Raw genomic sequence first — 25,937 nt, 5'->3', positions numbered from 1 at the left:
CAGTAGAGATATTGATATTTGAAAGATTATCAATACCTTTGCACCCGAAAATACCCAAAAAGGGATGTATCTCCCGAGTGGGTATGGCATACAAAGTTTTATAAACAGCTAAACAACCAATTTAATGGCAACAAGAATTAGATTGCAAAGACACGGTCGTAAGAACTACCCATTCTATAAGATCGTAGTCGCAGACAGCAGGGCTCCACGTGATGGAAAATTTATTGAAAGATTAGGTTCTTATAATCCGAATACTAATCCTGCTACAATAGATTTGGACTTCGATAGAGCTTTGTATTGGATCAATGTCGGTGCACAACCATCAGACACTGTGCGTAGCATCCTTTCAAAAGAAGGGGTACTACTCATGAAGCACCTCCAAGGTGGTGTCCGTAAGGGTGCATTTGATGAGGCAACAGCAAAAGCCAAGTTCGAAGCATGGCTCAAGGACAAAAAAGAAGGTCTTGCTTCTATCAAGGACAAGGCTATCGAAGCTAAGAAGGCCGAAGACAAGAAGCGTCTCGAAGCTGAAAAGGAAGTAAATAAGGCTAAGGCCGAAGCTCTCGCTGAAAAGCGTGCAGAAGAAGCAAAGGCTAAGGCTGAAGCAGAAGCAGCGGCAAGAGCAGAGGCAGAGGCTGCTGAAGCACCCGCAGCAGAGGAAGCTACAGAAGAAGCACCTGCAGAAGCCGAAGCGTAACCTTAACAGCAATAACAAATAAGAAAACCTCCCGAGACGCCTCCAAGACATCTCGGGAGGTTTTTACGTTAAGGATCGAAGGTTCCCTCATCCTATTCATCTATCAATACTTAGACATAGGAGCTCCAACGAAAGCAGTCATTTGGGCAAGAAAAGCCCATATTCTCTTTCGTATTTTGAGATTTATTTCTATCTTTGCACCGTAATTGATGGTCGGGTAGCTCAGCTGGATAGAGCAACAGCCTTCTAAGCTGTGGGTCCTGGGTTCGAATCCCAGCCTGATCACAAACCAAAAGGACTTGATGTCTGCTATTCAGCGACATCGAGTCTTTTTTCTTTTAGGATAGCAATGATAGTTTTTTGAAGACTTTCAAGAGAGACTTCACAATTCGTCAAAAAGTCACACTCTTCACTTCATACAAATGATAGAAACATAAGTGATTAGACGAAAAAAAACGAGATCAACTATAAGAAAACCGAATAAAAAGGTTTATCTTTGCAAAACCTTGCGGTGTGACAGATCGATAGTCTTAGAGAAGACTCACAGACAACCTCAAGACAACCAAGTAGGGAAGACCTTATAAGTGATCGATGATCACCGATCGATCCATAAGTGCACCCTATGAGAAAGCAGAGATAAAAGCATATAACATATTAATTGTACAAATAAAGAAACAAGTTATGACTAAAGCGGAAGTTGTCAACGAAATTAGCAAACGTACTGGTTTGGAAAAGCGTCTTGTCCTAGAGACTGTCGAAGTGTTTATGGATGTTGTGAGAGACTCACTCGTGGCAGAGGAAAATGTCTATCTCCGTGGCTTCGGTAGCTTTATCGTAAAGACAAGAGCTCCTAAGACAGCACGTAATATTTCAAAGAACTTAACGATACAGATTCCAGAGCGCAAGATCCCTGCATTCAAGCCATCTAAGGCGTTCACATTGGACAAGAAATAAGAGAAATAACTAAAAGTCAAACTAAATAAATTAAAGCTATGCCAAGCGGAAAAAAAAGAAAAAGACATAAAATGTCTACTCACAAACGTAAAAAAAGACTCAGAAAGAATAGACACAAAAAGAAAAAATAAAGACCTGAGAACTGGCTTTTATACTAGTCTATCTTGTGTGAATGTTGATGAGGTTAATCCTCATTCAAGCACAGAGTTTAGATTTATCATAGCTGAACAAACCTATGTTATTTAAGGATAGAAAGCCGAATAACATCGGTTTGTTCGCTTTTTATTACTACAATAAACTATTTTTGAGTGAAAAGTGAACTAATCATTGATGTCCAACCTAAAGAGGTATCAATCGCAGTCTTGGAAGATAAGCGATTGGTAGAGCTCCAGCAGGAAAAACAAAACATCGAGTTTTCCGTCGGAGATATTTATCTCGGAAAGGTTAAGAAAATCATGCCGGGACTCAATGCAGCTTTCGTCGACATCGGACACAAAAAAGAAGCCTTCCTACATTACAGAGATTTAGGAAGCAACTTTTTGTCTGCACAAAGCTTCCTCGAGTCTCACGCCAAATATGGAAAGAACTTCTCACCTGAAAGAGTTAAACTGGAAAAAGAAATAGATAAGGATGGGTCGATAGCCGATCGCCTCAAACCCGGAGATGAGGTTTTGGTAGAGATAACCAAGGAGGCGATATCAACAAAAGGCCCAAGACTGTCTGCCGAACTATCCTTTGCTGGGAGATACTTGGTTCTCCTACCCTTCTCGGACAAAGTCTCAGTATCCAACAAAATCAAAAAAGCCGAAGAGCGTAACCGTCTCAAACAGCTCATCCTTAGCATCAAGCCTAAAAATGTAACCGTCATAGTACGCACTTCTGCCGAAGGGGTCAAGGTAGCAGAGCTTGATCATGAAATCAGGATGCTCGTGAAGAGATGGAACAACACAATAGCAAATATTGCAAAGAAAAAGACCTCTCGCATACTATACAAAGAAAGCAGTCGTACGCTAAGTTTGCTAAGAGACACCTACAGCTCCACATTCACGGATATCTACATCAATGACAAAGAGCTTGCGGAAGAAACAAGAGACTACATCGAACTGATCGATCCGGGCAAAGGAAGTATTGTCAAGCTATACAAGGAATCAAGTCCGATATTTGATGCCTTTGATGTCACAAAACAGATTAAACACCTTTTTGGTAAAACTGTAACCTATAAGAGTGGAGCATATCTGGTCATCGAACAGACAGAAGCGATGCATGTGATCGATGTAAATAGCGGAAATAGAGCCAAGGGTAGCAATCAACAAGAGGACACAGCAATAGACGTCAATCTCTCAGCAGCCGAAGAAATTGCAAGGCAGCTGCGCCTGAGAGATATCGGTGGTATCATTGTTGTAGACTTTATCGATATGTCACAAGCTGCCAATCGTCAGAAGCTCTTCGAAAAAATGAATGAGTACATGAAAAACGATAGGGCAAAGCACACAGTATTGCCTATCACAAAGTTTGGACTCATGCAGATTACGAGACAGAGAGTAAGACAGGCTTTGGCGATCGAAACCGAGGAAACTTGTCCCACTTGCCACGGCACAGGTCAGGTACAACCATCATTGTTCTTCACCGATGAGTTGGAACAAAAGATCCGCCACTTGGTAGAGTACGAAAAGATCAAAAAGTTTGCACTGCATGTACATCCTTACGTGGCAGCCTATATACAGAAGAGAAAAGGGCTTGTAGGCTTAGGCTCTTCACTGTACACCAAGTGGAGAAGTAAATATGGCAAGGGACTCACAGTCATTCCCGATGAGTCTTTAGGAATGTTGAGCTACGAGTTCTATGACGGCGAACACGACAGTTTGTCGCATTTCTTGGAAGAATAATATAGCACTAGTTTAACTGTTTTGAGAACACATAGAAGTCTTCTCCAGATTAGGAAAGACCAGTAAACGCAAAGGGGCGATGTCAACAAATTGACACCGCCCCTTTACGTTGCTATAATCTACACTTGTACCTGCAAGATGTAGTTCCGCACGTAGGTATGTAAGTTATCAGAGAATTATTTCGTATTTTTGTAGGCAAATTGTTTTTTCTCAATTTGAAAACCTCTAAGTAATATGGCTATCTACACCGAACACGTTTCTCGCACTTTTGGCGAATACTTGTTGATCCCCGGATTAACCACTAAGCAATGTACTCCGGACAACATAAGCCTAAGAACTCCACTCACCAAGTTTACAAAAAATAATCCCGAGGCAGGGATGTACCTCAATATACCATTCGTCTCTGCAATCATGCAGTCGGTTTCTAATGATACGTTGGCTATCGAACTTGCAAGAAATGGTGGTCTTTCATTTATCTTTGGCTCTCAGAGTGTAGCCTCACAAGCAGAGATGGTACATAAGGTGAAGAAGTTCAAAGCCGGATTCGTCACCAGCGATTCTAACCTTACACCAGCACACACATTGGCAGATGTACTTGCATTGGTAAAAAAGACCGGGCACTCCACGGTAGCGATCACTGATGACGGCAACCCTAATGGCAAACTTCTCGGGATAGTCACCAGTCGAGACTATCGCCTCAGTACGGACTCCAGAGATCGTAAGATTGAAGAGTTTATGACACCTTTTGCGAAACTCACTGTCGGCAAATTAGGGATTACCCTATCGGAAGCCAACGATATAATCTGGGAACATAAGCTCAATACACTTCCTATTATAGATGAACAAGGACGCCTTTGCTACTTTGTTTTTCGCAAAGACTATGATAGTCATAGACAAAACCCTTATGAGCTATCTGACAAGAAGGATAAAACCCTCTTGGTAGGTGCAGGGATTAACACGAGGGACTATAAGGAACGTGTTCCCGCCCTTGTTGAAGCCGGAGCGGATGTTCTATGTATTGACTCTTCTGACGGTTATAGTGAGTGGCAAGCAGAATGTCTCAAGTGGATCAAGGAGCGATATGATATCCCTGTCGGTGCAGGTAATGTTGTCGACGAAGAAGGTTTCCTTTATCTTGTCGAAGCAGGAGCAGACTTCATCAAGGTTGGTATCGGCGGTGGATCAATCTGTATCACTCGCGAACAAAAGGGTATAGGTCGTGGACAAGCAACAGCAGTCATTGAAATTGCAGAGGCTCGTGACAGATACTTCGAAAAGACCGGTACATATATCCCTCTATGTAGTGACGGTGGTATCGTTCATGATTACCACATGACTTTGGCCTTAGCCATGGGAGCAGACTTTTTGATGATGGGACGCTATTTTGCTCGCTTTGACGAAAGTCCCACAAAAGTTCTTAAGGTAGGGAATAACTACGTGAAAGAGTACTGGGGTGAAGGCTCAAATAGGGCTAAAAATTGGCAACGCTACGACAGTGGAGGTGAGGAAGGCCTAACCTTTGAGGAAGGGGTAGATAGCTATGTGCCGTATGCAGGAGCCATGAAGGACAACCTTGCTGTCACTTTGGGTAAGATGAAAGCTACTATGTGTAGTTGTGGCTCAACAGATCTCAACCATCTGAGAAAATATGCAAAGATAACATTGGTCTCCAGCACATCCATTGTAGAAGGTGGTGCACACGATGTTATACTAAAAGAATAATTGTCCTGACAGATACAAACTAATCCCCCTGCACTTTTATCATTCATTGATTAAGGTGCAGGGATTTCTTTTACGATCAAAATCTGACCTAAGATAATACCAATCGTGTAAAATTTGTATCTTGAATCGGCACTCTAAAATTCTAAACTCTTTATCACAATGAAAGCAAAGCTCAGCCTTCTTTTTATCACTCTATTCATGTCATGCTCCATCAAAGCTCAAACAAGCCCCTTTTTCAATTTTGAGGATGTCTATCATGAGTCCTTCATCGGTGTAGGTCTGGGCACAATGAAAATGCAAAAAGATCTGGAGTCGAACCTCGGTGTTGTACTTAGCATAAATTTTTGTGGTGGTTTCATCAGCTACATGATAGGTTTGCCCAAAGAGCAGTATTCGGATGGGATTGGCAGCAAGATTAAGACCAAAGGTACACTCCTTCATGCAGGGTATCAAATTCCCTTTCACGACAGATTTAGGCTTGCTCCGGTGATTGGCTATGCATCTTTCCGCAAATATGATCATGAAGGTTTCGAAAGAAAGAAAAGTTTAGATTTCGGAGCAATGATGATCATAGATCTGAAAAACATAAACCTATACGCCACGTATACAAAATTTGGTTTCTACGCGGGATGCTCGATCGAAGTCGGACGATATCTCACGATGGCCTTTCCCTTGTGGTGAATTATTCAATAGCGAAAATACCTCAACCACTTCTTACAACACCTATAGAGTCGAGATCTTTAGGTGTTTTTACCATATTACATAAAAGAAGAAAGACACCCATAACCAAACTGATTATTGATGTCTTTCTTAAAGAGTCGGGGTACCAGGATTCGAACCTGGGACCCCCTGCTCCCAAAGCTTTCAGGAATCAGCTTTATAGCGTTGATATTTAACCTCTTATATTCTTATGTTTTGAACTTGCAGGGATTTTGCAGATTGCGGAATGATGGTATCAATCCCTTTTATTTCTCTTCTTCGGGCGAAGAGCTCCTGCAATGCCAAACATTACGCCACCGAAAATCATCATACAGATGGTAGCAATTATAAGTTTTGTTAGTGTCATAGCGTATTAATTTAAGTATTTAATTAATCTTTAGATGTCAGTGCCAAATGCTTGCAGAGGATTTAGAAGTGCTTCCCTAGACCTCGATACATGTCTATAGTGTTGATGCATGGGATGCCGAACTGTGCACAGACATCGGGGATTTTTATCTTCTTCTTCGATTGTGGTGTGGAGATCTCCTCTGTAACTATTGTGTAGCCATTCTTTTTAGCATACGCAATAAGCCAAATGTCAGCAACCGAATCATTGAGAAACTTCCGTTTTGCCTCTTCTTTGTAGTTCGAATTATTGATCCACTGTGAGATCTGTTGAAATTCTGAAACACTAACCGAACTATCAAGAAAAAAATCTTGAGGCAACCGTGTCCTACACCAATCCAACAGGTCATCTCCACCATTTTTAATCTCTTGAAAAACCTTGTCAATACTAACAATATTGCCATCATTCTTTATGCCTAGAATACTATTCCAAAAGGACGGTACCACATCAAAAGGGTAATGCCGGCGGTGAGCTTCAACGAGTATGCTTGTGTCGATCAGGTGCTTGTTCATAAGTGAGATTTATTGAGGAGATTATCGTATGTTTTAGCAGATAGCCCAGATAGTCTGAATGCATCTTTGTATAGAATATTGTTGGAGGTTACAGCACTGTTAAGGAAAGCGGTAAACCGTTCCCCTAGTCTCAACTTGTGGGTTGCATAAAAGTTGCCTCCACTACTTGTCTTAGGCTTATTTGCTTTCTGCTGTTGTTCTCTATAGAAGTCAAAGAATTCAGAGCGAGATAGTATGCCGAGATCAAGAAGACGGCGTGCAATTACTATTTGACTCACCTTGAAACTCTTTGCGAGAGAGGGGATATTCCCTGACTTTGGGGAGAGACTGAGTAAGTCAGATTCTGGGACAAGGAACTCTGCAGCTATCTTATCTGCAAGGGCTTCATCCTTATCATTTGCAAGTTCGGTCAATACTCCAGAAAAAGCGCGGCTATTACCCAGCCATACATGAGCCAGCTCATGCGCCAATGTAAACGACTGTGCCGCCTGTGCATCTCTGCCATTCACAAAGATGAATGGAGCTATGTCATCTATGAGCACGAAGCCTCGACACTCCTCTACATCTATAGTTCGTCTAGTATTGGTACCAACCGTTCCACTTATGGAGACAAAGATGCCAGCCTCTTCTATGTGTTGCTTGAGTATTTTTTTCGCATCCTCCCAATTATTTGCATCCATAGCGAGGGGAGACGGCAGCCCGAGTGTGTTACGAATATCTGCCGCCACCTCTTTGTAGTCTACGTTACTCTCTCCGGCATACCTGCCAACAAAGGGTAGAGGGTCAAATTCTAACTCTTCCATATACTCTCGGACCCACTCTTGTCGATACCGAACGTTGGCGATCATATCTCGCAGATTAAGACTCATAGTGTCAGACCTTCCCGAAGTACGGAAGAGTGGTATAGGCACTGGTTCGTCTATAGGGGCGTCAAGTAGTAAGTATGGGAATGGGATATGAAAGGAGCTTGCAAAATCCTCAAGCTGTTTAAGGGTTGGGTGTTTTTCCCCGAGTATCCAGCTCTCCACCTTGCTGTCAGTGCTCATCACTTCGTCTAAGTTCCTATCTGCTCTCTCTATCGCCCACTTCAACATCTCCGGGCGAACCTCTATTCTTTTCTTTGCCATAGCTCTATCTCCTTTTTCTACAAAGATAGGGTATTCGCATTATATGTTTGATAAATGCTCTTTGCTGTCATAAGTGTTAGATGGTTGATTATTGTCTTTTGCTGAGGTAAAGCGAATAATTAACTGAATTCTTTGGCATTGTAGGTGGTTATCATCTCGCCTGTTATGCTTTGTCGGCGCAATTTAACCTTGAGTATTCTTTGCAATCTCTATGGATCTGTCTAATTCTTTTAGCAATTGACTCTCTGTCACAAGGCAGATCTTTGCATCACCGGAACTGTTGAGTTTATAAGCGGTCATCATCTTTTTGGGGCCAGGTTCATTACCCATCACTAAAAAATCAGTTTTAGTAGAGACCATTGCTGTTACTTTTGCACCGATTTTTCTTAGACTTTCTTTAATATCATCTCTGCTAATCATGGAATATACCCCGGTTACACACACTCGTTTATCAAAGAAGATGCTACTCTGATCCATGGTTATTTTTTTGTGATAACTGCTCTCCGTGCTTTCATTAACTCCGTCACGTCCATAGTGTTTTTTGCGACTACCACCCCTATTAGAGGTATTATCCAATGCCTCTTCCATAAGAGAGTTTAGCTCCAATAAACGCTGTTCATCCTCGGTCATGTATAATTGGAGTAGTTGAGCGCATGCTCTTGAGTCGCACCCTGCATCATGCGCAAGTCCAGAATCTATCCCCATAACATTACAAGCTACCTGAAGTTTTAATCCAGTGAGGTGATAAGTATCTATAACATCTACTATCTTCGGCCTCTCAAGCTCATATCGATCTATTGTTTTCATGAGGACGTTCAAATCAAATACTGCATTATGTGCCACCACAACGGCATCATCAAAATGGTGTTTTATCTGATTCCACACTCCAGGAAATTCAAAAGCCTCTTCTGTCATCTCAGGACGTATACCATGATACCGGAACATACTTTTATCATAGTAATTCTGAGGAGGCTTAATAAGGAATGTTTCAGTCATACCGAGTCCTCTCTTATAATGAACAGGAGTTATTCCTATTTGGCATGGCATATGATCCCTTGTAGCCGTCTCAAAATCAATGACTATGATCTTATTGCGTTCATAGGTCGTTTTTGGTAAGTTATATCTGATTCTTTTTATGATGTCCTGGTGTGAAAAACTCATGATCTTGCATTGCTGAGGCAAAACGAATAATTAACTTAATTCTCTGGTATTGTAGGCTGCTATCATCTCGCCATGCTGATGATCGACTCAACGACATAGAGTCCTCGCACTTGAGATATCTCGACCTCGAAGTCATCATACTCTTCTTGGTTCTCGCTGCGTGCCACCCAATACTTCTTTTCAAGGGCTTTGTCGGTGTGTCGTCTCAAGTACTTGACAAATGATCGATATTCGCCGGTTGTTCGGTCTTCGAGGACTACAGCGAATATTCGGCCAAACTCGATGGCTGTAGGCTCATCGATCCTGAAAGAGTAAGGACATATGGCGATACGTGATCCCGATGGTATTCGTGGGTCCATGGAGTTGCCATATACCGTTATGATTTCGCTATTCTTAGGTATGTTGGGGATATACCAATAAGACACTATGGGAGATGATAAGTTAACCTCTCCAATGTCCCCACCTCTAAAGGCTGCTTCTCTTTCAGGGATAAGGGGCAAGCCAATCGCTATGGCCTTGCGGTAATCCTCCTCGTCAAGTTCTTTGCCATCCTTGAGGATGTTACTCTCTTCCGAGATTAGCATATCTCCTTCTCCTGTGAGTAGCCACGTTGTGGATATGCCTGGAAATTTATCGACAATTCTGTCTATATCATAACTATTCCTCTTTCTCCATTTGCTGAGTAAATCATCGGAAACTCCTATAATTTTGGCAAATTCAGAGAAATTTTTGAGTTTGTAATAATCAATTATCTCTTTGATATTCAATGAGACATCTGCAGTAATGTTATTAGCCATACAAAAATGTCTATTATTCCACTTGATTATTATACACTTTTGTCTATATTTGCATTATCAAACTAACTAACTAAGGTTAAACGGGTATAAAAAAGGCTGTCAGAGAAACGGTGGTATCTCTGATTAAGCACGTAATCAACGCCCGTGCAACACTTTTGCGACACTAATATACAGCTTTTTTCTTATCCCGTTTCACTTTAGTTAACTTTTAACAAACAAACTAACGAAATAATCATGACGGTAAACAAGGTGACTAAAGACAGTATCAGGCTGATCAAGCCTGGGTGTAAGAAGATTTATGTACCCGGCTCAGGGCTTAAAATTAGAAGCGCACAGGCCCTGGCGTATCAAATGAACTCGAACAAGGAGGTGGAAGACGGCTACAAGATCGTGACCTCTGCCGACTTCAAAAATGGAACATTGGTAATTTCTAAAGTAAAGGAGTAATCATGGATAGCACACTGTTAAAAATTCACTCAAAATTAAAGCTTGTTCTTATTCTCTCGCTATACCCGAAAGAAGTAGCACCTGCGTTGGAATATGTGCTAACTGGAAGTGAGGAGGCACTAAGAAATCTCGTTGAAGAGGAGGAGAAGAATAAGCGGACAGATTACTTAATCAGTTTCCCGGGTTTTCCAGGATGCCCTACAGCCATTAAACACTTTGAGGAATTCAGGCGGATGGGGCTTGATAATGATCAGATTGTAAGGCTGAACCTCATCCTTCACTTCCGCAATTCGGTCCTATTGGCCTATCACAGATACCTACATAACAATGACACAGATGCTCTCCAAGAGGCCTATGACCAACTTAAAGAGCATCTGTGGGTGGAGTAATGGTTACTTGGTTAAAAACACGGTAAGCGTCAAGACATCATGGCTGGGGGTTTTGCTGGCTCCCAAGCCTCTGTAAATAGTGGCAACAGAGACAGAAATATCTTGAATTCTGTATCCTTCTGGGATAGAATTCAGCGCTGCAGACCAATCATACTTCTCGCCATCTTTAAAAGAAGATGTTGATTTAACAAAGGTTAAAACTTTCTGATCATTCATAATGCAAAATTTATTTAGTGACACCACAAAGATAGGTAAAGGGGGAGATTATGCAAAAGCTATTTAGTGACATTTATAGCCACCCCCCTACCTATCTATAAAACAAGCGGATATGATACAAACGTTCAACTATAACAACTCTGACATCACATTCCAAAAAGGATCATCGGTGATGGTCAATGCCACTGAAATGGCAAAGAGCTTTGGGAAATCGGCTACACATTGGCTTAGAAATCAGCAAGCAAAAGATTACCTGGACGAATTAAGCAAGTTGCGAATTTGCAACTTGGATGACTTAGTGCAAGTTAGACACGGAGGGTCAGATAACGGCACCTGGATGCACGAAGATGTTGCCATAGAGTTTGCCCGCTGGTTGTCTCCGGCCTTTGCAATCTGGTGCAACGACCGTATCAAAGAGCTCATGCGTGACGGAGTGACAACGACCGCCACCGACGATGAAGCAATCATCAAGGCGATAGAGATACTTCACCGCAGGATCGAGGAGGGCAAAAGATGTATAGAGACACAGCAAGCATGTATAGAGACACAAAGTGAACAGCTGCGGATACAGGCTCCGAAGGTAGCGTATTATGATGCTGCGATGGATAGCAGTGCCACCTACTCCACCACGGCCATAGCAAAAGATCTCGGAACCAACGCACAGGCCTTAAATCAAAAGCTTCATGTCCTCGGTATCCAGTTCAAGCGTAACGGCACATGGTTCTTGTACAGCAAGTATGATGGTAAAGACTACATCAAAGTCATTCCCCAATACTATACCCGTGCAGACGGCACTATGGGCAATAACCCTCAGACTCGGTGGACTGAGAAAGGGCGACAATTCTTACTCCAACTCAGAAAGGAGGGAAAGCTATGATAAAGAACATCACAATCGATGACGTACACCCCAAGAAGCTGTATAACATATCAGAGACGGCACGTATTCTCGGGAAGCATAGGGGTACCATCCAAACGTATATAGACAACGGCATTATACAAGATAAGGTAAGCACCCTCAAGCCAAAGCGTGGATGCTGCGGTAGGACTATGTATAAGCGTGGTGTGCTTGGTAGTGAGATCATAAGAGTTTACGGTTCATTTTAACTCAAACAATGAAGCTATGAAAAATTGGAAATATAACCTGCAGATGGCAGGCATTGTAACGGTACTTGTAGTCTTTGCCTATATGACAGGTGTGGTCATATTCAGCAAGGGAAATGTATATCTGAAGCTTTTGACGTCCGGTGTCTTTTTCGGTCTTGTATGGCTTGCTTGGGAGGTCAGGTTGGAGCTAAAAAGAGAGGGTTACTAATATGCTGATTAACAGTGGCTGGATAAAGCTAAACCGTGATATAACCAATCATTGGTTGTGGCAGGATTCTGACCGTCTTAAGTGGTGGTTGGATATGCTTATCATGGCTACATATGTCAAGACCAAGGTGATTTTGCGCTCTCATGTAGTCGAGTTGGAGCCGGGTCAATTTGTCGCATCTGTGCCATTTTTAGTTAAGCGTTGGGGAAAGAGTAAGCCAACTGTAACACTTTACCTCTCAAACCTGCAGAGTGATGGTCTTATAACTCGCAAAGTTCTTTACGGGTCAGAATGTATTATAACTATCTGTAATTACGACTCTTATGGATGTTCAGTTGACCGCCCGAATGACCGCCCGAATGACCGCCCGAATGACCGCCCGAATGACCCAAATAAAGAATATAAGAATATAAGAACAAAAGAAAGTATATCTAAAGATATACCAAAGAAAAGCCCGCCCGCAAAAAAAGAGGATGAAAAAAAAGCTTATGCCGAATACGTACTCTTGACCGAAAAAGAGCACAAAAAGCTCATCGAGGAATATGGGGACGATGTGGTAAAAGAGCTGATCGACATCCTCGACTGCTACAAAGGGTCAAAAGGAGTCAAGTACAAGAGCGACTACATGGCGATAAGGGGATGGGTGAAGGACAAGTACAACGAACAACAAAATCAAAGCCGAAAATATGGAAAGAACAGCATACAGCGCTCTTGCGAGCCACCTACAATCGGGGGCGACTATACGACCAGTCTCTAAGTTGCCAAGCCATATCACCATCGACGTCGCTGAGGAATACTTGTGGGTTTGCTATGAGCACGAGGTCAAGCGCAGAGGAGGTGAGCTTGTTCGAGATGTGGCGACAATCGAGCGGATGAAGCTTGTGGCAATGTGGCTGATCCAAAGTAAGAGACCATGGATCCTGATGTACGGGATGGAGTGCGGAACCGGAAAGACAACATTTGCGAGAGCGATATGCAGTCTGATGAACTACTTTTACGACAACAAGAGCCCCTACCCTAACCTAAGGACGGTCGCCAGACAGGTTACGGCAATAGACCTCTGCAAGTCTTACATCGATGACAAGGAACAATACAGGAGATATGCTGCATGTGATACTCTCTTCATCGATGACATGGGGATCGACCCTGCATCGGTCAAAGACTTCGGTAACGAATACTCACCGTTGCTGGAACTTCTCTACAAGAGATACGACAATCGCCGGACAACGATAATCACCTCAAACATTTCCGACACTCAGATCAGAGAGCGATACGGAGCTCGAATAGATGATAGACTTCGGGAGGTTTGTGCGAAAATCAACTTCCAGGGTGAGAGTTACCGGAAGTGACAGAGACCATACCGAGGAGTTCCTCGACATGGTGTAAAACCGAGAAAAAGAAAGTTTGCGAATGCAGGACAACTGACAGAGACACGGAATTTACCCTCTGACGCTTCGCAGGTGTTGAAATAATCAAAAAGACGAACAAGTTATCACGAAGAAAATAATCTCGACGATAACGAGCTAAAAACAAACAAGGAAAAGAATATGAACATACAAGATTTGCGTATAGGTGATATGGTCCAATATAAGGCAACGAAGTTTCCAATGACCGTTGTCGGGATATTTACCACCCTTGGAGATGACCCAAAGAAAGGTACTGTTAACCTTGACTTTGACGGTAATGACGGTGATGTTTTCGAAGAGAATGTGGAGGATCTTGAGTTTTGCGACTTGAGATATCATCTCAAAGACTGGGCTGAGGTTGGTAAGTCAGAATTTTATTGCCCACTTCATGGATTCCCTTTCAAACTTGGGTATCATGTAGATGGATGGGGCGGGCAATACTTCAGGTACACAGTGATCCTAAGTGGAGATCTGCATCACAAGGTCGGAGAAGCACAAACCCTTGCAGAAGCGAAAGCTCTTGCCGAAACGCACCTCAATGAGATGGTCGATCGTTTTTTGAAAGGGATTAGTAAGTGATCGTTGTGCCGATATACGGCAAGTCGTGAAAAAGAAATTGAACAAAGTTATGGCAGTAAGTGAAGGTTTCAGGGCAGCAGTCAAGTCTTACCTTGAGGATAGGGCTAGCACAGACGAGCTATTTGCGATCAAGTATCAAAATAAAAGCAAGACTCTCGATGAGTGCCTGAACTACATCTTGATCGAAGTCAAGAACATGAAGGTCGAGTGTCTTTCCGATGCTGAGGTATATGGGCTGGCGGTACACTACTATGACGAAGAGGATATCAAGGTCGGCAAGGCACCACGGTGTCGTGTCGTGGTGTCATCTGACTCATCTGTACAGACCGGAGACATCAAGAGGAAAAGGAAGTCGGAGAAAAAGATCTCTCCTGTTGCATCATCAATTCAAATGCCACTGTTTGACCTATGAGACCGAGAACAAAAATACAGAGACGTGTGTGTGAGCTCGCAATGGGACTACCTGAAGTGACGGATGCCCAAAAAGAGTGGGCATATAGTCGCCTGATAGATCATGTTGCTTACAGGAGGAAGAAAGAGATTGCGTGTCTCGAATGTGGGTATGTGTGGTCGAGGGAGAAAGGCGATGAAAGACGAAAGACCTGCAAGTGTCCTAACTGTAGCAAGAAGCTCAACATATGCGACACAAGGAAGGCTAAACTTCACCAGGAGGTGTACTATGCGATAGTAGATGTCGTTGGAGAGTTTCAGCTCATCCGCTATGTGTACTTGGGAACAAATCACAGGTGGGGCGAGTCTGCCAGGGTCACAACCTGGGAGATATGTCAGCACTGGGTACTCGACTCATCGAAATACATCGTTTATGGAAGAAGGCGAACCTTGGGATTGTACTCTCCGTTTTGGTCCGGAGAGATGGAGATTAGGCCTTCAGGACGGGATCTGTATAGATCGCCATTCCTCATCTTCGCCGATGGGGTATATCCTAAGTACCGGATACATGAGCAATTCGAAAAGTATCATCTTCACTTGGGTTTTGGGGAAGTTTCTCCCTTGAGATTGTTTGTGGAAGTTCCCAACGATAACAGGGCGGAATCCCTCCTGAAGATGAAACAATACGATGCGCTGAGGTATTACTTCCATTCATACTATAACGTCAATAAGTATTGGAGGTCAATCTGTATATGTAATCGTAATAACTACACGATACATGATACAAGCATGTGGGTGGATTATTTGGATGCACTTCAAGGTCTTGGAAAGGATGTGTATAACGCCAAATATATATGCCCTAAGGATCTCAAAAAAGAGCATGACAAATATGTGGATCTGTACCAAAAGAAACGACAAAAAGATTTTGAACAGGCGCGACTCGGCAGAGAGCGAAGGGAATTAGCCAAAGAGGAGGCAACGTATAAGAAGGGGTTTAAGAATCACATCTCTAAGTTTGATGGTCTGAAAATCACCGGTGCAGGCTTGACTATTGAGCCACTAAAGAGTATAGAGGAGTTCAAGCAGGAGGGAGACGCAATGCACCATTGTGTCTATAAGTCCAGATATTTTCGATTTGATGACAGGCTTATACTGTCGGCAAAAAAAGATGGGCAGCGCATCGAGACTATAGAGTTCAGCCTAAAGTCTCTTCAGGTGGTCCAGTCTCGTGGAGTGTGCAATAGCAACACGGAATATCATGATGCTATAATCAGGCTTGTAAATAATAATGCGAGAAAAATACAGGAGTTGGCAGAGGTGAAATAAATACTGAAATGAAAGAGATAAAAGTAATGGGAGAAAGCGTTATCCCAATACCACCAGGGTATAAAGCTGAGGTTGTAGACAGCAGTGTGATAATATCAAGTGCTATTCGTGCAGGAGATATCGTTACTATATCGTTAGGGGTCTGGAGCCACATTGGTATTTTCGAACGGATTAATGGTGAAAGGGTTTGTTTGTCAGCTTCCGTCGTGCGAGCTGAGGCAGGCAAGGCTATTATCCACGATAAAGATAGTTCGCTGCCATTTGATCATATAGCGATAGCAACCAATGAGGAGAAAGAGATCTTTTTAAGAGGGCTTAATGCATTAGGGTATGATTGGAGCCCTGAAAGGAGGGTGTTGTATCGTTTGGCTCCTCGTGCTGGGGTGGGTGAAGTGTACTACTTTATTAATGATCGCTTTTCTGTATCGTTTGCCATAGAAGTAATGGTGTACGTAGATAATGAACGTCATATGAGAGGTAACTACTACCTTAACAAAGGGGAGTGTGAAGCCCAAGCTAAGGAGTTGTACGATAAGTTTATTAATCAAGTTAGGTATAAAGACGATGATAGAGGTAAAGGGGGTTGTTAAAGAGGTTTATAAGCGAACCTTTGTCCTTACAAGGGATGGTCGGGAACTAAAGAAGAGAGAGTTTACTATCGAGCCGGATGATGACTCCGATGGTGAAGTGTACTTCGTCCTTTTCCCTACAATGTGGTACGATCCGGTAGATGATATTAAGACCGGTGATAGGGTTAAGGTGGTCTTCTCAGCTCGTAGTAGGAAGTATAACGGTAAGTATTATACAACCCTTACGGCAAAGAAGGTGGAGAAAATGGTTGAGGATAAATAAGAGTAGTGTGATGTCGTCTGATACTAAATATGACGTGATAGTTGCGATAGATCCTGATGTGGATAAGTCGGGGTTCTGCTTGTATGAAAGAGATGCGAATACTATATCTCTGTCCAACATCGGATTCCCGGAGCTTGTGCTTGAGAACTTGAATAATCTCAAGTCAAGCACTGAAGCAGGTAAGTCTGTCCTAGTAGTTGTTGAGGCCGGATGGCTGAATGTGTCAAATTGGCATATCCGTAGAGGTGTAGGAGCAAGAGCTATTGCAGAGACCGGCAATCGTACCGGGAGGAATCAAGAGATAGGCCGAAAGATTGTTGAAGTGTGCAAGTATCTCAACCTTGAGGTCGAGGAGCAGAAGCCATTGATCAAGTCATGGAATGGTCCTGATAGAAAAATTACTCATGAGGAGCTTAATCAGGTCCTTTCCACCTACGGGTTTCCGCCATTTCGGAGGACTAATCAAGAAACTCGGGATGCGTGTCTGATACTTATTACTCGCTTGCGGGTACCAAAAGACATGTTTCATCGGTATAGTAGAGCAGGTAAACGATATGGGCAAGGGCAGAAGGAGAATTAATCTCTCTATAGATGTGGATACATACAAGGAGCTTCAGCTTGCACAGCGAACTTATGGCTTTCGTAATACCTGTGAGATTGTCACCTCTCTTGTCAGGGTGTTCGTTGATAGGCAACGATCTAAAGACATGCAAGTGTATGATCTCTCAGAGTCTGACGCAGAGTATATTGATGGGATGTTCTCCTCCTTGTCGGATGTAGAGCCTCAACCGGTTGGTGAGGTGCCCGTGAGGCATAATAACAAAAGTCTTAATGATTATGGCGAAAGATGACACATATAACAAGATGATCTCTAGTGAAAGGTGGAGGCGGTTGAGAAAATGCAAATTGTCTCAGAATCCTTTGTGTGAACGTTGTCTCGCTGATGATAGTGTGACATCGGCAACGGAGGTTCACCACATACACCCCGTAGAAGAAGCCTATACCGTGACAGAGAAGGAACAACGGATGTATGATGTTCATAATCTTATGTCGGTCTGTAGGGCTTGTCACGTGGCAATACACACGGAGATGGGGCGCAGCGGTAAGGTTATCTCAAAGGAAAGAGCGAAAGTTCAGGTTGATGGATTTATTAAAAAGTTTTTAGAATAGTTCCATGCCCCTGGGGGGGGTATTTTTTAAGCCCCCCTACCCCTGCATATCTCACCCCGCCCCCTTTCGTGTTTGTGAGAAGATTTTTGGATTTGCGGAACTTTTGACACTGAGGAATAAAAACAAGACAAGATGGCAAAGAAGGTAGATGATTACAAAAAAGATATTATTCGGATACTGAAATCCCAAAAAACGTACAGCAAGGCTCTCGATTTGCAGATCAAATCTCTTGCAAGTGCAATGCGTAATCTTGATATGTCGAATGAACAAATAGATACGTTGGAGGAGACAACAGTTTTGGAGGAGACAAGGTATGGCAAGAAAATGGCGCCTCACCCTGTTTTCAAAATAGCAAAAGAAAGTCAAGAGCTTATCACAAGACAAATGAAAGTTCTGGGGCTGACCGTTGAGGAGCTTGGTGGTGGTGATGAAGAAGACCCACTTGTGAACTTAACAAAGACCTTAAACAAGAAGCGAACCAAACCCACCATCCTGAAAAAGGAATGACCGAAGAGGATAAAGACAAACTAAAGCAAGCCAAAGTAGACATCACACAGGAGTTATCCGATGTCGAACTGTCTGCTTACAAGCTCGAACAAGTTGACCAAAGGATTGATAGCTATATCCGTGAAGTAGCCGGCAATCCTGATGGACACAACCTGTTCGAGCAGTTGTCTGTTATGCGCTTCCTTCGGATGTACGACAAGTATGGGGTTAATGTCACTGAGGTACAAAGGTTCTTCACCTTGTATGAAAGCCTATACTTTCCGGGGACACGAGGAGAACGAACCTATAGACTTACGCCTGTACAGACTTTTCAGTTTGCGAGCATATATGCCTTTTGGCATGAGGGTAAAAGGGTCGTTCGTGAAGCGCTGCTATATGTGCCTCGTAAATTTAGCAAGACGACCAGCAGTGCATCCTTGGCTATAGATGATCTACTATATGGGGATGCCAATGCGGAGAGCTACACAGGCGCGAATAGCCATGATCAAGCAAAGAAGTGTTTTGACGTTATAAGGGGATGTATGAGGCGACTTGATCCCAAGGGGCGTCGATATGTCGTAAACGAACAAACCATCAAAAGCCGTCGCAAGGATCGATCTGCCTTTGCTCAGTGTCTTACGGCCAATGCACGCACCAAAGACGGACTCAATGCAAGTACCGTTATCCTGGATGAGTTCAGTCAGGCACGAAATAGTGAGCTCCTAACCGTGCTAACGACCTCTATGGGTGTTCGGGAGAACCCCCTAACCGTCATCATCACCACTGCATCAGATGTCTTCGATGGACCATTCTATGAGATGTTACAGGGGTACAAGTCGATCCTACTAGGAGAGTATGAAGACGATAGTGTCTTTGTGCACATCTTTGAGCCTGATTTGGATGATCCCGAAGACAGCGAGGATACGTGGCGCAAAGTGCACCCGCATCTTGGCGTAACTGTGAGTATGGACTTCTACCGGCAGGAGTACAGGAAGGCTCTGCGTAACGGTGGAGATGCGATGCTGGCTTTCAGGACCAAGCTACTGAACGTATATTCGGAGAACCAACAGAAGTCATGGATCAGCAGTACACTGGCCCGACATATCAGCCGACACATCAATGTCTCTAGTATCAAGGGACGTCCGGATGCGATGGTGGCCATTGACCTCAGTGAGAGTGATGACTTCAGTGCAGTCACTATGGCGATGTACAACACAGTGGGTAAGTCATTCAGTTTCCATACGGCCTACTTCTTTCCCGAGGGGGCGTTATCAGATCATCCCAACGAGTCTCTTTACCGACTATGGGCAGAAAAGGGATACCTAAAACTGACTAAAGGCGAGGTTATTGACTATTCAGAGATTGTTAAGTATGTGCTCTATCTCAATCAGTATATTAGAATACTTGGCATTGGGTATGACCCATGGAAGAGTCAGGAGGTTGTCAATATGCTTGCTGCATCAGGTGCAGCAAACGTGCTTAAGGGGGTCAAGCAAACCTATGGAAACTTTACAGCCCCCGTCGAAAGCTTTGAGCATGGAGCAAAGACAGGTAAGATAATCATCGATGACAACCCAATCAACGCATATTGCTTCGGAAATGCGATAATCGACGAAGATAAATTAGAAAATAAAAAGCCAATTAAAAGAAAGCAAACCGCTAAGATAGACGGAGTTATAACCAAGCTGATGTGTTTAAGACTCTTTATCGACTACGAAAGGTAGAAAAAAGTGGTACCAAAAACCATGTTTCATCGGTATAGTAGAAGCACTATACAACATGGAACTATTAAATGGCATATTTACCTTGTTTCGAGGCGACAGATCTACTGCTAAAAAGCCTGTAGATACATCTGTTACACCTCGCACGTATGGTCGGTTTGTGTCGTTGGGGGCTAATCCTCTCAACGTAGCCACTGTCTACAGCTGCATAGACTTGCTGTCGGATAGTGTTGCCAACCTTCCAATGCACTACAAGAAGCTAAAAGGTGGAATCTTCGAGGATGATTTGTCAGATCGTATGCACTACCTGCTGAATGTGCAACCTTGTAACGACATGAATGCATTTGATTTTTGGAAGACCCTTGTAATCCATCTACATGTCAAAGGTAATGCGTATGTGCTCCCAATATGGGACTACGTAAATCCAGGATTGCTGGAGCTCCGCCTATTGGACCCTACTCAAGTCAACCATGACAAGACTTCGGGAGCGTACACAGTCAGCAATGCCGGCTCAGTACTTAATGGAGTCTATTCCGAAGAGGAGATCATACATGTTAAGAACTTTTCCCTTGATGGGAAGATCGGTATATCCACGCTGGAATACGCTCGCATCACTTTGGATATTGCAAGTAGTGGTGATGGAGAGACGCTTAAGAGGTTCGAAAATGGGGGCAACAGTAAGGGGATTGTATCCAATGATACATCTGTGAGAGGCTTTGGGGAGTATCAAGATACAGAGCTGGAGAAAACAGCTATAGACATAGATGCGAAGTTCAAAGGTGGTGCTAATACAGTGTCTCTCCCGGGACAAGTACAATATCACCAGCTGTCCATGAGTAGTTCTGATATGCAGTTCTTGGAGAGTCGCAAGTTTACGGTGAGAGACATATGTCGCTTCTTCAGGGTCCATCCATCGTTTGTCTTTGACGATACTTCGAACAATTACAAGAGTGCCGAAAATGCGAGTACTGCCTTCCTGTCAACAACTCTTAACCCCCTACTCCGAAAGATCGAGGTGGAGTTCTTGCGTAAGTTGGTATCAGCAGATCTTGCACACAAGAGGAAGTTCGAGTTTAACCGAGAAGCTTTGTATGCTATGGATTTGGCTGGCAAGGTCAGCTATCAATCACAGACCATAGCCACGGGACTATATACGGTCAACGAATGGAGGGCAAAAGAGAATAAGCCTCCTGTGGAAGGTGGGGATAGAGTCTTAGTATCCGCAAACTTAAAAGGTATCAACGAAATCATAACAGAAGCACAGAGCGAATAATATGGAAGAGAATCAAATTATCACAAGAAGCTTATTCACACCCGGAGGGGTGCACATACGAGAAGCACAAGAGGAGGGAAAAGAGAGTCGCACGATAGCTGGGTATGCTATCCTTTTCGATACGCCATCAAGAGCCTTGTATAAGGATGACGAGTATGAGATGTACGAAATCATCTCTCGAAATGCCATTACACAAGATATCCTTGATGCATCAGACATTAAGATGACCCTTTTCCATTTCAACTCGATGCTCCTTGCTCGGAGTAAGAGCGGTAAAGGGACATTGACGTACGGTATAGATGCTAAAGGCATATACTTTGAGTTTGAAGCTCCCCATACTATGGAGGGGGATAAGGCTCTGGAGTTGGTAAAGAGAGGAGATCTTGACGGCTGTTCATTCCAATTCTCTACGAAGTATTATGACCTAAGTTATGTCAGTCGGTCATCTGTCACTGAAAATGGAGTGGTAAAGGAAACATTCGTTGTAGAGAAGATTACAGGGTTATATGACTTTACCCTTACTGCCAACCCTGCTTATGTTGAGACATCTTGTGAGGTGCGAGACTTGGTGGATGGACTAAAGTCCCCAAAGGTAAAAGAAACCCCAAAAGAAGTCTTGGCACAGATCAGCGAAATGCGAAGAGAAGCTAAGATCAAATTATAAATCCTTAAAAACAAATGAGTATGAAAAAGAAACCAACTCTACTAGTAAGAGAACTGATCAACAAGTATCAGGCTAACTGCGATCGCATTAACGAGATTGCGGACTTGTGTGAGAGAGAGGCTCGCCAAAGGAATGATGCTGAGCAAAAAGAGTTTGACACTCTCTGCCGAGACAATCAAATGATTCAGATGCGCATCCAAGTGTCTGCTGCTGATTTTGTGCGAGACAATCCTGGGTCTAAAGCCGAGGCTGAAGCGCTTATCCGTGAGAATGCGCAGTCCGGGAAGCATACCGAAATCCGTTTGATGCGAGATTTCATGATGGTCTCAGATGTGCAGTCTGCAGGAGTCATCCCAGTTAACGTTATGGATATTATCCGTCCTTTAGCTGAGGGGCTTATCCTGGATAAGGTCGGATTGCCCTTTAATACGGGTCTTGCCGGTGACTACATCTGGCCGACCTATGAGGCCGTGGAAGCAACTATCGCAGGCGAAGGGGTTGCCCTCTCAGATACAAAGTTTACGCTCAGCAAGCTCACAGCAACTCCTCAACGTGTAGGTATTGCTATCCCTGTCACGAGACAGACAATCAACCGTACCTCAGGTATCATTGAGATGATCATTCTAGAAATCATGCCATTGGCATTCTCCAAGCTTCTCAATAAGATTGTGTTCAGTACCACAACAGTATCAAATGCTACTACCCTCAAGGGTCCATTCGTCGACAAGGTGTCAGGAGCTACAGAGTGGAGCGGAGATCCATCATTCCTTGACTTCAACAAAATGAAAGCAAAGGTTCTTGAAACAGGTGTTGATGGAGACCACATGTGTTGGGTCATGACCAAGTCCAGAAAGGCAATCGCCGAGGCTACCCCCAAGGATAAAGGTAGTGGTATCATGGTATGTGAAAACGACATGATCGCAGGCCTTCCGGTGTTCACCACCAACTACATCGGTCAAGAGTACATCGGTCTTGGAGACTGGAGATATCAACCGATGGGATTGTTCGGTGACATTTCTTTCATCGTGGATCCTTACTCGCAGGCGAGAAAAGATGCTGTAGACTTCGTAATGAACGCAGACTACGGTACTACCACATTGATGGATGAGGCATTTGCGCTCGCTAAGATTAACGGCTAAGGAGGATTGAGACGTGTCTGTAGTTAATATAGAACTTTTGAAAAAGCATGTTCGGAGTGATGAGTTTTCCGAAGATGATGATTATCTCCAACATCTCTTAGATGTGGCAGAGGTTCATGTGTTGACATCGGTAAATAGAACCCTTGCAGAACTTACGAAAATAGGAGGTGGAAAAGTACCTCTTGAAATACGGCAAGCGATACTCCTATTGGCGGGTCATTGGTATAATCAGCGAGAAGCGGTATCGACAACCGAAATGCGTGAGGTTCCATACACACTACAGGCACTCATCAAACCTTACAGAAAACTGTCTAACCGATGCAAGCAGGACGAATGAAACACCGCTTAGAGCTTCTAAAGCCCGAGAGAGCAACAGACCGAATGGGTGCAGAAGATGTGACTTATGTCCGTCAGAGAACTGTACATGCGGAGCGAGTAAAGATGCAAGGGCGTAGGAGCAATGAAGTTGGGGAACACTTTCCCGATTACAGCATAGAGTACAACATTCGTGATGCTCATCCCGTAGAAGAGAACTGGAGAGTCAGGCAGCTTGGTGGTCATCTGTACAATATTGTGGCAATCATACCCAACATAGATAGAGGGTTTAATACCCTTGTCTGCGAAAGGGTGAATGAGTAATAGTATGGCAGTAGATTACGATGACTCCAAGTTGTCTAAGCTCTTTTACGACATGGAGCCTAAACGTAGGCTTCAGGCTATAAAGGGGGCATTTCGCAGGGTGGCCGGTGTTGTTCGAAAAGAAGCCTTGTCAAATCTCCGACAGGACATCAGATCGAACAGGCAACTGGAGAAAGGCCTTCGGGCCGTTGTCTTCAAGCGTGTGGCGGGGTTCAAGGTTACAGTGGGGACTAATAAAAAGAAGAACCAGGGCTACTATACCAACAGCAGAGGACAAGCCTATAAACCGGTCCTCATGTGGCTTGAAGATGGTACAGCCGATCGAAAGACCCGAAGGCATTGGCGCACCAAAGTGTCGAGGTCAACGGGAAAATTAAAGCGGTATGGGTATCTGAAACGAGCCGGTGACAGCACATCTAACAGGGTCACAAATGAGCTAAGGCAAGAATTAACAACAAGCATTGTAAAAACAGCAGAGAAGTATGGGTGTAAATAAGACGTCTATCAGTGCAGGAGAGATTATACGACACTTGCTTATGGAGAGTGCTGAGGTCAAGAAAAAGACCAATAAGATCTATCCTGTTATCGAAGATAAGGCCGACTTGCCATACATCGTGTATCGTCGCATCAGCCAAGAGAATGTACCCGTAAAGGACAGACAAGGAGCGGATACCATTGCGGTAGAAGTTCTCTGTCTGACACAGAAGTACACGCAAGGGGTTGAGCTTGCTGAGGCTGTCAGGTATGCTTTGGAGGGTAAGAAGTGTACGCTCGGAGATCTTACTATGAGGAGTTGTGTTCTTGTCGATGGTGAGGAGACCTGGCAAGCTGATGCATACATTCAGCAACTAGTATTTAACATCAAAATTTAAGCAAATATGGGAGCAAAAAGTGGATATTGTAACGGTAGCGATATGCTATTGTTCGTCGGAGGTAAGGCCGTCGGTAGCTGCACCACACATACAACAACATTCAACAGTGAAACGAAAGACAGAGCTGTTAAGCCACCCGCAAGTGCCGGTGTATCTACAGGACTCTGGAAGAATAAGGGGGTTGTCGGTCTATCTGTGTCTATCAGTGCGGAAGGCTTGGTTTTCTACGATGAGACAGAAACGGGTTTCAAAGAGCTTTTCAATATGTGGAAGACAGGAAAGTCAGTTGAGGTTAAATGTCTTGAGAGGGAGAACAGTGCGCAACCTTATCTTGCAGGGAAGTTTGTCATCTCAAGTCTGGAAAGAACAGACCCTGCACAAGATGACTCCACCTACTCTATTTCCCTTGAGAATGACGGTATGCCTACCACGATGGATGAAACTAAAATCACAGACAACGTAGAGTGATGAAAAAAGGACACATCATGGTAGGGGGTGTCTCCTACCCCTGTCGCCCGACAATGGGTGCCATGCTCAGATTTAAGAGAGAGACGGGAAAGGAGATTACTGAGCTGTCTTCAGACAGCGTGACAGATCTTTGTATCTACTTGTACTGTTGTGTAGCTTCGGCTTGTGCTGCAGACAAACTGGAGTTCGGATATACCCTTGAGGAGTTTGCAGATGTCATCCTTCCGGAGGATATGACAGATTGGGTGCTGTCTATGCAAGAGGTCAGCGAGAAGTCAGAAGCATCCGAAGATGCGAAAAAAAAAGCACGCTAACCATCAATGAGTATCTCGGTATCGCATTAGGCTGTATAGGACTTAGCTACTCAGACTTCTGTCTATTGACTTTTGATGAGTTTGAGGCAGTGTATAAGGCCTATGCAGACCGATGCGAGTTCGAGTATAAAGATAACTGGATGCGGACACGTACCGTAGCATACATCGGCATTCAGCCACACATAGATAAGAAACATAAGATAACACCTGATAAGTTGCTCCCATTCCCTTGGGATCAAAAGGCAACTCTCCAAAGAAGGCGTATAACACCACAGGAGCAACGTGAAAGGATGAAATTGTTGGAAAAAAGACT

General features: G+C 43.7%; 36 protein-coding genes, 1 tRNA gene and 1 pseudogene. 32 read left to right on the top strand and 6 right to left on the bottom strand.

The features are described from left to right. Positions 1–124: 124 nt before the first annotated feature. The 6 genes from EL262_RS02505 to EL262_RS02480 all read left to right on the top strand — a co-directional run bounded on the left by EL262_RS02505 (position 125) and on the right by EL262_RS02480 (position 5,940). On the top strand, positions 125–697 hold the full coding sequence (locus EL262_RS02505) for a 30S ribosomal protein S16 (RefSeq protein WP_025837708.1): 573 nt from the start codon (positions 125–127) through the stop codon (positions 695–697). 211 nt (positions 698–908) lie between these two features. Beyond that, positions 909–982: transfer RNA gene (locus EL262_RS02500), tRNA-Arg, on the top strand. 396 nt (positions 983–1,378) lie between these two features. Then, entirely contained in the window at positions 1,379–1,651 is a 273-nt protein-coding gene (locus tag EL262_RS02495; protein WP_025837706.1) for an HU family DNA-binding protein, read from the top strand. Positions 1,652–1,959: 308 nt separating this feature from the next. After that, positions 1,960–3,537, top strand: a complete 1,578-nt coding sequence (locus EL262_RS02490) for an Rne/Rng family ribonuclease (protein ID WP_025837704.1) — start codon at positions 1,960–1,962, stop codon at positions 3,535–3,537. 234 nt (positions 3,538–3,771) lie between these two features. Next, positions 3,772–5,259, top strand: coding sequence for an IMP dehydrogenase (locus EL262_RS02485; RefSeq protein WP_036851166.1), 1,488 nt, complete (start codon positions 3,772–3,774; stop codon positions 5,257–5,259). Between the two features lie 159 nt (positions 5,260–5,418). Then, positions 5,419–5,940, top strand: coding sequence for a hypothetical protein (locus EL262_RS02480; RefSeq protein WP_025837702.1), 522 nt, complete (start codon positions 5,419–5,421; stop codon positions 5,938–5,940). 447 nt (positions 5,941–6,387) lie between these two features. Here EL262_RS02480 and EL262_RS02475 read toward each other — a convergent pair whose 3' ends face one another. The 5 genes and pseudogenes from EL262_RS02475 to EL262_RS10255 all read right to left on the bottom strand — a co-directional run. Then, entirely contained in the window at positions 6,388–6,876 is a 489-nt protein-coding gene (locus EL262_RS02475; protein ID WP_051522803.1) for a DUF4411 family protein, read from the bottom strand. Beyond that, a complete protein-coding gene (locus EL262_RS02470; protein WP_025839115.1) occupies positions 6,873–8,003 on the bottom strand; it encodes an ImmA/IrrE family metallo-endopeptidase in 1,131 nt (376 codons plus the stop codon). Before EL262_RS02470 ends, EL262_RS02475 begins: the two co-directional genes overlap by 4 nt. A gap of 183 nt (positions 8,004–8,186) precedes the next feature. Further along, positions 8,187–9,164, bottom strand: coding sequence for an exonuclease domain-containing protein (locus EL262_RS02465; RefSeq protein WP_025839117.1), 978 nt, complete (start codon positions 9,162–9,164; stop codon positions 8,187–8,189). 62 nt (positions 9,165–9,226) lie between these two features. Then, positions 9,227–9,748 (bottom strand): S24 family peptidase, encoded by a 522-nt coding sequence (locus tag EL262_RS02460; protein ID WP_234394776.1) that lies wholly within the window; start codon positions 9,746–9,748, stop codon positions 9,227–9,229. Positions 9,749–9,757: 9 nt separating this feature from the next. Further along, positions 9,758–9,961: pseudogene (locus tag EL262_RS10255) on the bottom strand (helix-turn-helix domain-containing protein); the annotation flags it as partial. Positions 9,962–10,195: 234 nt separating this feature from the next. Between EL262_RS10255 and EL262_RS02455 the strand changes: the two are divergent. Both EL262_RS02455 and EL262_RS02450 read left to right on the top strand, forming a co-directional pair. Then, positions 10,196–10,408: a hypothetical protein gene (locus EL262_RS02455; protein WP_078735626.1), complete on the top strand. Its 213-nt coding sequence runs from the start codon at positions 10,196–10,198 to the stop codon at positions 10,406–10,408. A gap of 2 nt (positions 10,409–10,410) precedes the next feature. Next, on the top strand, positions 10,411–10,797 hold the full coding sequence (locus tag EL262_RS02450; RefSeq protein ID WP_025839120.1) for a hypothetical protein: 387 nt from the start codon (positions 10,411–10,413) through the stop codon (positions 10,795–10,797). 3 nt (positions 10,798–10,800) lie between these two features. On the opposite strand, the gene EL262_RS02445 is transcribed toward EL262_RS02450, so the two are convergent. Next, positions 10,801–11,013, bottom strand: a complete 213-nt coding sequence (locus tag EL262_RS02445) for a hypothetical protein (protein ID WP_126464340.1) — start codon at positions 11,011–11,013, stop codon at positions 10,801–10,803. 112 nt (positions 11,014–11,125) lie between these two features. Here EL262_RS02445 and EL262_RS02440 point away from each other — a divergent pair, with 112 nt between their 5' ends. The 24 genes from EL262_RS02440 (at position 11,126) to EL262_RS02330 (ending at position 25,624) form a co-directional block, all read left to right on the top strand. Further along, the gene (locus EL262_RS02440) at positions 11,126–11,890 is read left to right on the top strand and encodes a phage antirepressor KilAC domain-containing protein (RefSeq protein WP_025839121.1); all 765 of its coding nucleotides are present in this window, start codon (positions 11,126–11,128) and stop codon (positions 11,888–11,890) included. Continuing rightward, positions 11,887–12,117 (top strand): hypothetical protein, encoded by a 231-nt coding sequence (locus EL262_RS02435; protein WP_025839122.1) that lies wholly within the window; start codon positions 11,887–11,889, stop codon positions 12,115–12,117. The genes EL262_RS02440 and EL262_RS02435 overlap by 4 nt, the downstream gene beginning before the upstream one ends. Positions 12,118–12,133: 16 nt before the next feature. Continuing rightward, entirely contained in the window at positions 12,134–12,325 is a 192-nt protein-coding gene (locus EL262_RS02430; protein ID WP_036853980.1) for a hypothetical protein, read from the top strand. 1 nt (position 12,326) lies between these two features. Then, positions 12,327–13,082, top strand: coding sequence for a hypothetical protein (locus EL262_RS02425; RefSeq protein WP_078735627.1), 756 nt, complete (start codon positions 12,327–12,329; stop codon positions 13,080–13,082). Then, a complete protein-coding gene (locus tag EL262_RS02420) occupies positions 13,012–13,674 on the top strand; it encodes an ATP-binding protein (RefSeq protein WP_078735628.1) in 663 nt (220 codons plus the stop codon). Before EL262_RS02425 ends, EL262_RS02420 begins: the two co-directional genes overlap by 71 nt. Before the next feature lie 198 nt (positions 13,675–13,872). Beyond that, positions 13,873–14,310, top strand: a complete 438-nt coding sequence (locus tag EL262_RS02415; protein WP_025839128.1) for a hypothetical protein — start codon at positions 13,873–13,875, stop codon at positions 14,308–14,310. 49 nt (positions 14,311–14,359) lie between these two features. Beyond that, a complete protein-coding gene (locus EL262_RS02410; protein WP_025839130.1) occupies positions 14,360–14,722 on the top strand; it encodes a PcfK-like family protein in 363 nt (120 codons plus the stop codon). 26 nt (positions 14,723–14,748) lie between these two features. After that, the gene (locus EL262_RS02405) at positions 14,749–16,026 is read left to right on the top strand and encodes a PcfJ domain-containing protein (RefSeq protein ID WP_164715429.1); all 1,278 of its coding nucleotides are present in this window, start codon (positions 14,749–14,751) and stop codon (positions 16,024–16,026) included. An 8-nt stretch (positions 16,027–16,034) separates the two neighbouring features. Next, entirely contained in the window at positions 16,035–16,616 is a 582-nt protein-coding gene (locus EL262_RS02400) for a hypothetical protein (RefSeq protein ID WP_025839136.1), read from the top strand. Further along, positions 16,591–16,878 carry a DUF3127 domain-containing protein gene (locus tag EL262_RS02395; protein ID WP_025839139.1) on the top strand — a complete coding sequence of 96 codons (288 nt, stop codon included), beginning with the start codon at positions 16,591–16,593 and terminating at the stop codon, positions 16,876–16,878. The genes EL262_RS02400 and EL262_RS02395 overlap by 26 nt, the downstream gene beginning before the upstream one ends. A gap of 10 nt (positions 16,879–16,888) precedes the next feature. Further along, entirely contained in the window at positions 16,889–17,458 is a 570-nt protein-coding gene (locus tag EL262_RS02390) for a hypothetical protein (protein WP_025839141.1), read from the top strand. Between the two features lie 13 nt (positions 17,459–17,471). Continuing rightward, complete coding sequence (locus EL262_RS10020) at positions 17,472–17,729, top strand: hypothetical protein (protein WP_148296765.1); 258 nt, start codon at positions 17,472–17,474, stop codon at positions 17,727–17,729. Positions 17,730–17,799: 70 nt separating this feature from the next. Then, a complete protein-coding gene (locus EL262_RS10015; protein ID WP_159100552.1) occupies positions 17,800–18,048 on the top strand; it encodes an HNH endonuclease in 249 nt (82 codons plus the stop codon). Positions 18,049–18,180: 132 nt separating this feature from the next. Next, complete coding sequence (locus tag EL262_RS02380; RefSeq protein ID WP_025839148.1) at positions 18,181–18,555, top strand: hypothetical protein; 375 nt, start codon at positions 18,181–18,183, stop codon at positions 18,553–18,555. After that, on the top strand, positions 18,552–20,258 hold the full coding sequence (locus EL262_RS02375) for a terminase TerL endonuclease subunit (RefSeq protein WP_078735631.1): 1,707 nt from the start codon (positions 18,552–18,554) through the stop codon (positions 20,256–20,258). The genes EL262_RS02380 and EL262_RS02375 overlap by 4 nt, the downstream gene beginning before the upstream one ends. 55 nt (positions 20,259–20,313) lie before the next feature. Next, the gene (locus tag EL262_RS02370; protein WP_078735632.1) at positions 20,314–21,528 is read left to right on the top strand and encodes a phage portal protein; all 1,215 of its coding nucleotides are present in this window, start codon (positions 20,314–20,316) and stop codon (positions 21,526–21,528) included. Between the two features lies 1 nt (position 21,529). Beyond that, positions 21,530–22,192, top strand: a complete 663-nt coding sequence (locus EL262_RS02365; protein WP_025839150.1) for an HK97 family phage prohead protease — start codon at positions 21,530–21,532, stop codon at positions 22,190–22,192. Positions 22,193–22,212: 20 nt separating this feature from the next. Continuing rightward, the gene (locus EL262_RS02360; RefSeq protein WP_025839152.1) at positions 22,213–23,331 is read left to right on the top strand and encodes a phage major capsid family protein; all 1,119 of its coding nucleotides are present in this window, start codon (positions 22,213–22,215) and stop codon (positions 23,329–23,331) included. Positions 23,332–23,368: 37 nt separating this feature from the next. Continuing rightward, complete coding sequence (locus EL262_RS02355; protein WP_159100553.1) at positions 23,369–23,668, top strand: head-tail connector protein; 300 nt, start codon at positions 23,369–23,371, stop codon at positions 23,666–23,668. Next, positions 23,665–23,970: a head-tail adaptor protein gene (locus EL262_RS02350; protein WP_025839155.1), complete on the top strand. Its 306-nt coding sequence runs from the start codon at positions 23,665–23,667 to the stop codon at positions 23,968–23,970. Before EL262_RS02355 ends, EL262_RS02350 begins: the two co-directional genes overlap by 4 nt. 4 nt (positions 23,971–23,974) lie before the next feature. Further along, positions 23,975–24,466 carry a hypothetical protein gene (locus EL262_RS02345; protein WP_126464339.1) on the top strand — a complete coding sequence of 164 codons (492 nt, stop codon included), beginning with the start codon at positions 23,975–23,977 and terminating at the stop codon, positions 24,464–24,466. Next, a complete protein-coding gene (gene gp17, locus EL262_RS02340; RefSeq protein ID WP_025839158.1) occupies positions 24,453–24,842 on the top strand; it encodes a tail completion protein gp17 in 390 nt (129 codons plus the stop codon). Before EL262_RS02345 ends, gp17 begins: the two co-directional genes overlap by 14 nt. A gap of 6 nt (positions 24,843–24,848) precedes the next feature. Next, a complete protein-coding gene (locus EL262_RS02335; RefSeq protein WP_025839160.1) occupies positions 24,849–25,310 on the top strand; it encodes a phage tail tube protein in 462 nt (153 codons plus the stop codon). Beyond that, positions 25,310–25,624: a hypothetical protein gene (locus EL262_RS02330; RefSeq protein WP_078735635.1), complete on the top strand. Its 315-nt coding sequence runs from the start codon at positions 25,310–25,312 to the stop codon at positions 25,622–25,624. The genes EL262_RS02335 and EL262_RS02330 overlap by 1 nt, the downstream gene beginning before the upstream one ends. The last annotated feature ends 313 nt before the right edge of the window (positions 25,625–25,937 follow it).

The sequence above is a fragment of the Porphyromonas cangingivalis genome, assembly GCF_900638305.1.
GTDB classification, from domain to species: Bacteria; Bacteroidota; Bacteroidia; order Bacteroidales; family Porphyromonadaceae; genus Porphyromonas_A; species Porphyromonas_A cangingivalis.
This window is presented reverse-complemented; position numbering and strand designations above follow the sequence as displayed.

Bases quoted from the DNA above. Each gene is read 5' to 3' on its own strand.
- EL262_RS02505 (WP_025837708.1), top strand. From the start codon at position 125: ATGGCAACAAGAATTAGATTGCAAAGACACGGTCGTAAGAACTACCCA.
- EL262_RS02495 (WP_025837706.1), top strand. From the start codon at position 1,379: ATGACTAAAGCGGAAGTTGTCAACGAAATTAGCAAACGTACTGGTTTG.
- EL262_RS02485 (WP_036851166.1), top strand. From the start codon at position 3,772: ATGGCTATCTACACCGAACACGTTTCTCGCACTTTTGGCGAATACTTG.
- EL262_RS02480 (WP_025837702.1), top strand. From the start codon at position 5,419: ATGAAAGCAAAGCTCAGCCTTCTTTTTATCACTCTATTCATGTCATGC.
- EL262_RS02475 (WP_051522803.1), bottom strand. From the start codon at position 6,876: ATGAACAAGCACCTGATCGACACAAGCATACTCGTTGAAGCTCACCGC.
- EL262_RS02470 (WP_025839115.1), bottom strand. From the start codon at position 8,003: ATGGCAAAGAAAAGAATAGAGGTTCGCCCGGAGATGTTGAAGTGGGCG.
- EL262_RS02465 (WP_025839117.1), bottom strand. From the start codon at position 9,164: ATGAGTTTTTCACACCAGGACATCATAAAAAGAATCAGATATAACTTA.
- EL262_RS02460 (WP_234394776.1), bottom strand. From the start codon at position 9,748: ATGCTAATCTCGGAAGAGAGTAACATCCTCAAGGATGGCAAAGAACTT.
- EL262_RS02455 (WP_078735626.1), top strand. From the start codon at position 10,196: ATGACGGTAAACAAGGTGACTAAAGACAGTATCAGGCTGATCAAGCCT.
- EL262_RS02450 (WP_025839120.1), top strand. From the start codon at position 10,411: ATGGATAGCACACTGTTAAAAATTCACTCAAAATTAAAGCTTGTTCTT.
- EL262_RS02445 (WP_126464340.1), bottom strand. From the start codon at position 11,013: ATGAATGATCAGAAAGTTTTAACCTTTGTTAAATCAACATCTTCTTTT.
- EL262_RS02440 (WP_025839121.1), top strand. From the start codon at position 11,126: ATGATACAAACGTTCAACTATAACAACTCTGACATCACATTCCAAAAA.
- EL262_RS02435 (WP_025839122.1), top strand. From the start codon at position 11,887: ATGATAAAGAACATCACAATCGATGACGTACACCCCAAGAAGCTGTAT.
- EL262_RS02430 (WP_036853980.1), top strand. From the start codon at position 12,134: ATGAAAAATTGGAAATATAACCTGCAGATGGCAGGCATTGTAACGGTA.
- EL262_RS02425 (WP_078735627.1), top strand. From the start codon at position 12,327: ATGCTGATTAACAGTGGCTGGATAAAGCTAAACCGTGATATAACCAAT.
- EL262_RS02420 (WP_078735628.1), top strand. From the start codon at position 13,012: ATGGAAAGAACAGCATACAGCGCTCTTGCGAGCCACCTACAATCGGGG.
- EL262_RS02415 (WP_025839128.1), top strand. From the start codon at position 13,873: ATGAACATACAAGATTTGCGTATAGGTGATATGGTCCAATATAAGGCA.
- EL262_RS02410 (WP_025839130.1), top strand. From the start codon at position 14,360: ATGGCAGTAAGTGAAGGTTTCAGGGCAGCAGTCAAGTCTTACCTTGAG.
- EL262_RS02400 (WP_025839136.1), top strand. From the start codon at position 16,035: ATGAAAGAGATAAAAGTAATGGGAGAAAGCGTTATCCCAATACCACCA.
- EL262_RS02395 (WP_025839139.1), top strand. From the start codon at position 16,591: ATGATAGAGGTAAAGGGGGTTGTTAAAGAGGTTTATAAGCGAACCTTT.
- EL262_RS02390 (WP_025839141.1), top strand. From the start codon at position 16,889: ATGTCGTCTGATACTAAATATGACGTGATAGTTGCGATAGATCCTGAT.
- EL262_RS02380 (WP_025839148.1), top strand. From the start codon at position 18,181: ATGGCAAAGAAGGTAGATGATTACAAAAAAGATATTATTCGGATACTG.
- EL262_RS02375 (WP_078735631.1), top strand. From the start codon at position 18,552: ATGACCGAAGAGGATAAAGACAAACTAAAGCAAGCCAAAGTAGACATC.
- EL262_RS02370 (WP_078735632.1), top strand. From the start codon at position 20,314: ATGGAACTATTAAATGGCATATTTACCTTGTTTCGAGGCGACAGATCT.
- EL262_RS02365 (WP_025839150.1), top strand. From the start codon at position 21,530: ATGGAAGAGAATCAAATTATCACAAGAAGCTTATTCACACCCGGAGGG.
- EL262_RS02360 (WP_025839152.1), top strand. From the start codon at position 22,213: ATGAAAAAGAAACCAACTCTACTAGTAAGAGAACTGATCAACAAGTAT.
- EL262_RS02350 (WP_025839155.1), top strand. From the start codon at position 23,665: ATGAAACACCGCTTAGAGCTTCTAAAGCCCGAGAGAGCAACAGACCGA.
- EL262_RS02345 (WP_126464339.1), top strand. From the start codon at position 23,975: ATGGCAGTAGATTACGATGACTCCAAGTTGTCTAAGCTCTTTTACGAC.
- gp17 (WP_025839158.1), top strand. From the start codon at position 24,453: ATGGGTGTAAATAAGACGTCTATCAGTGCAGGAGAGATTATACGACAC.
- EL262_RS02335 (WP_025839160.1), top strand. From the start codon at position 24,849: ATGGGAGCAAAAAGTGGATATTGTAACGGTAGCGATATGCTATTGTTC.
- EL262_RS02330 (WP_078735635.1), top strand. From the start codon at position 25,310: ATGAAAAAAGGACACATCATGGTAGGGGGTGTCTCCTACCCCTGTCGC.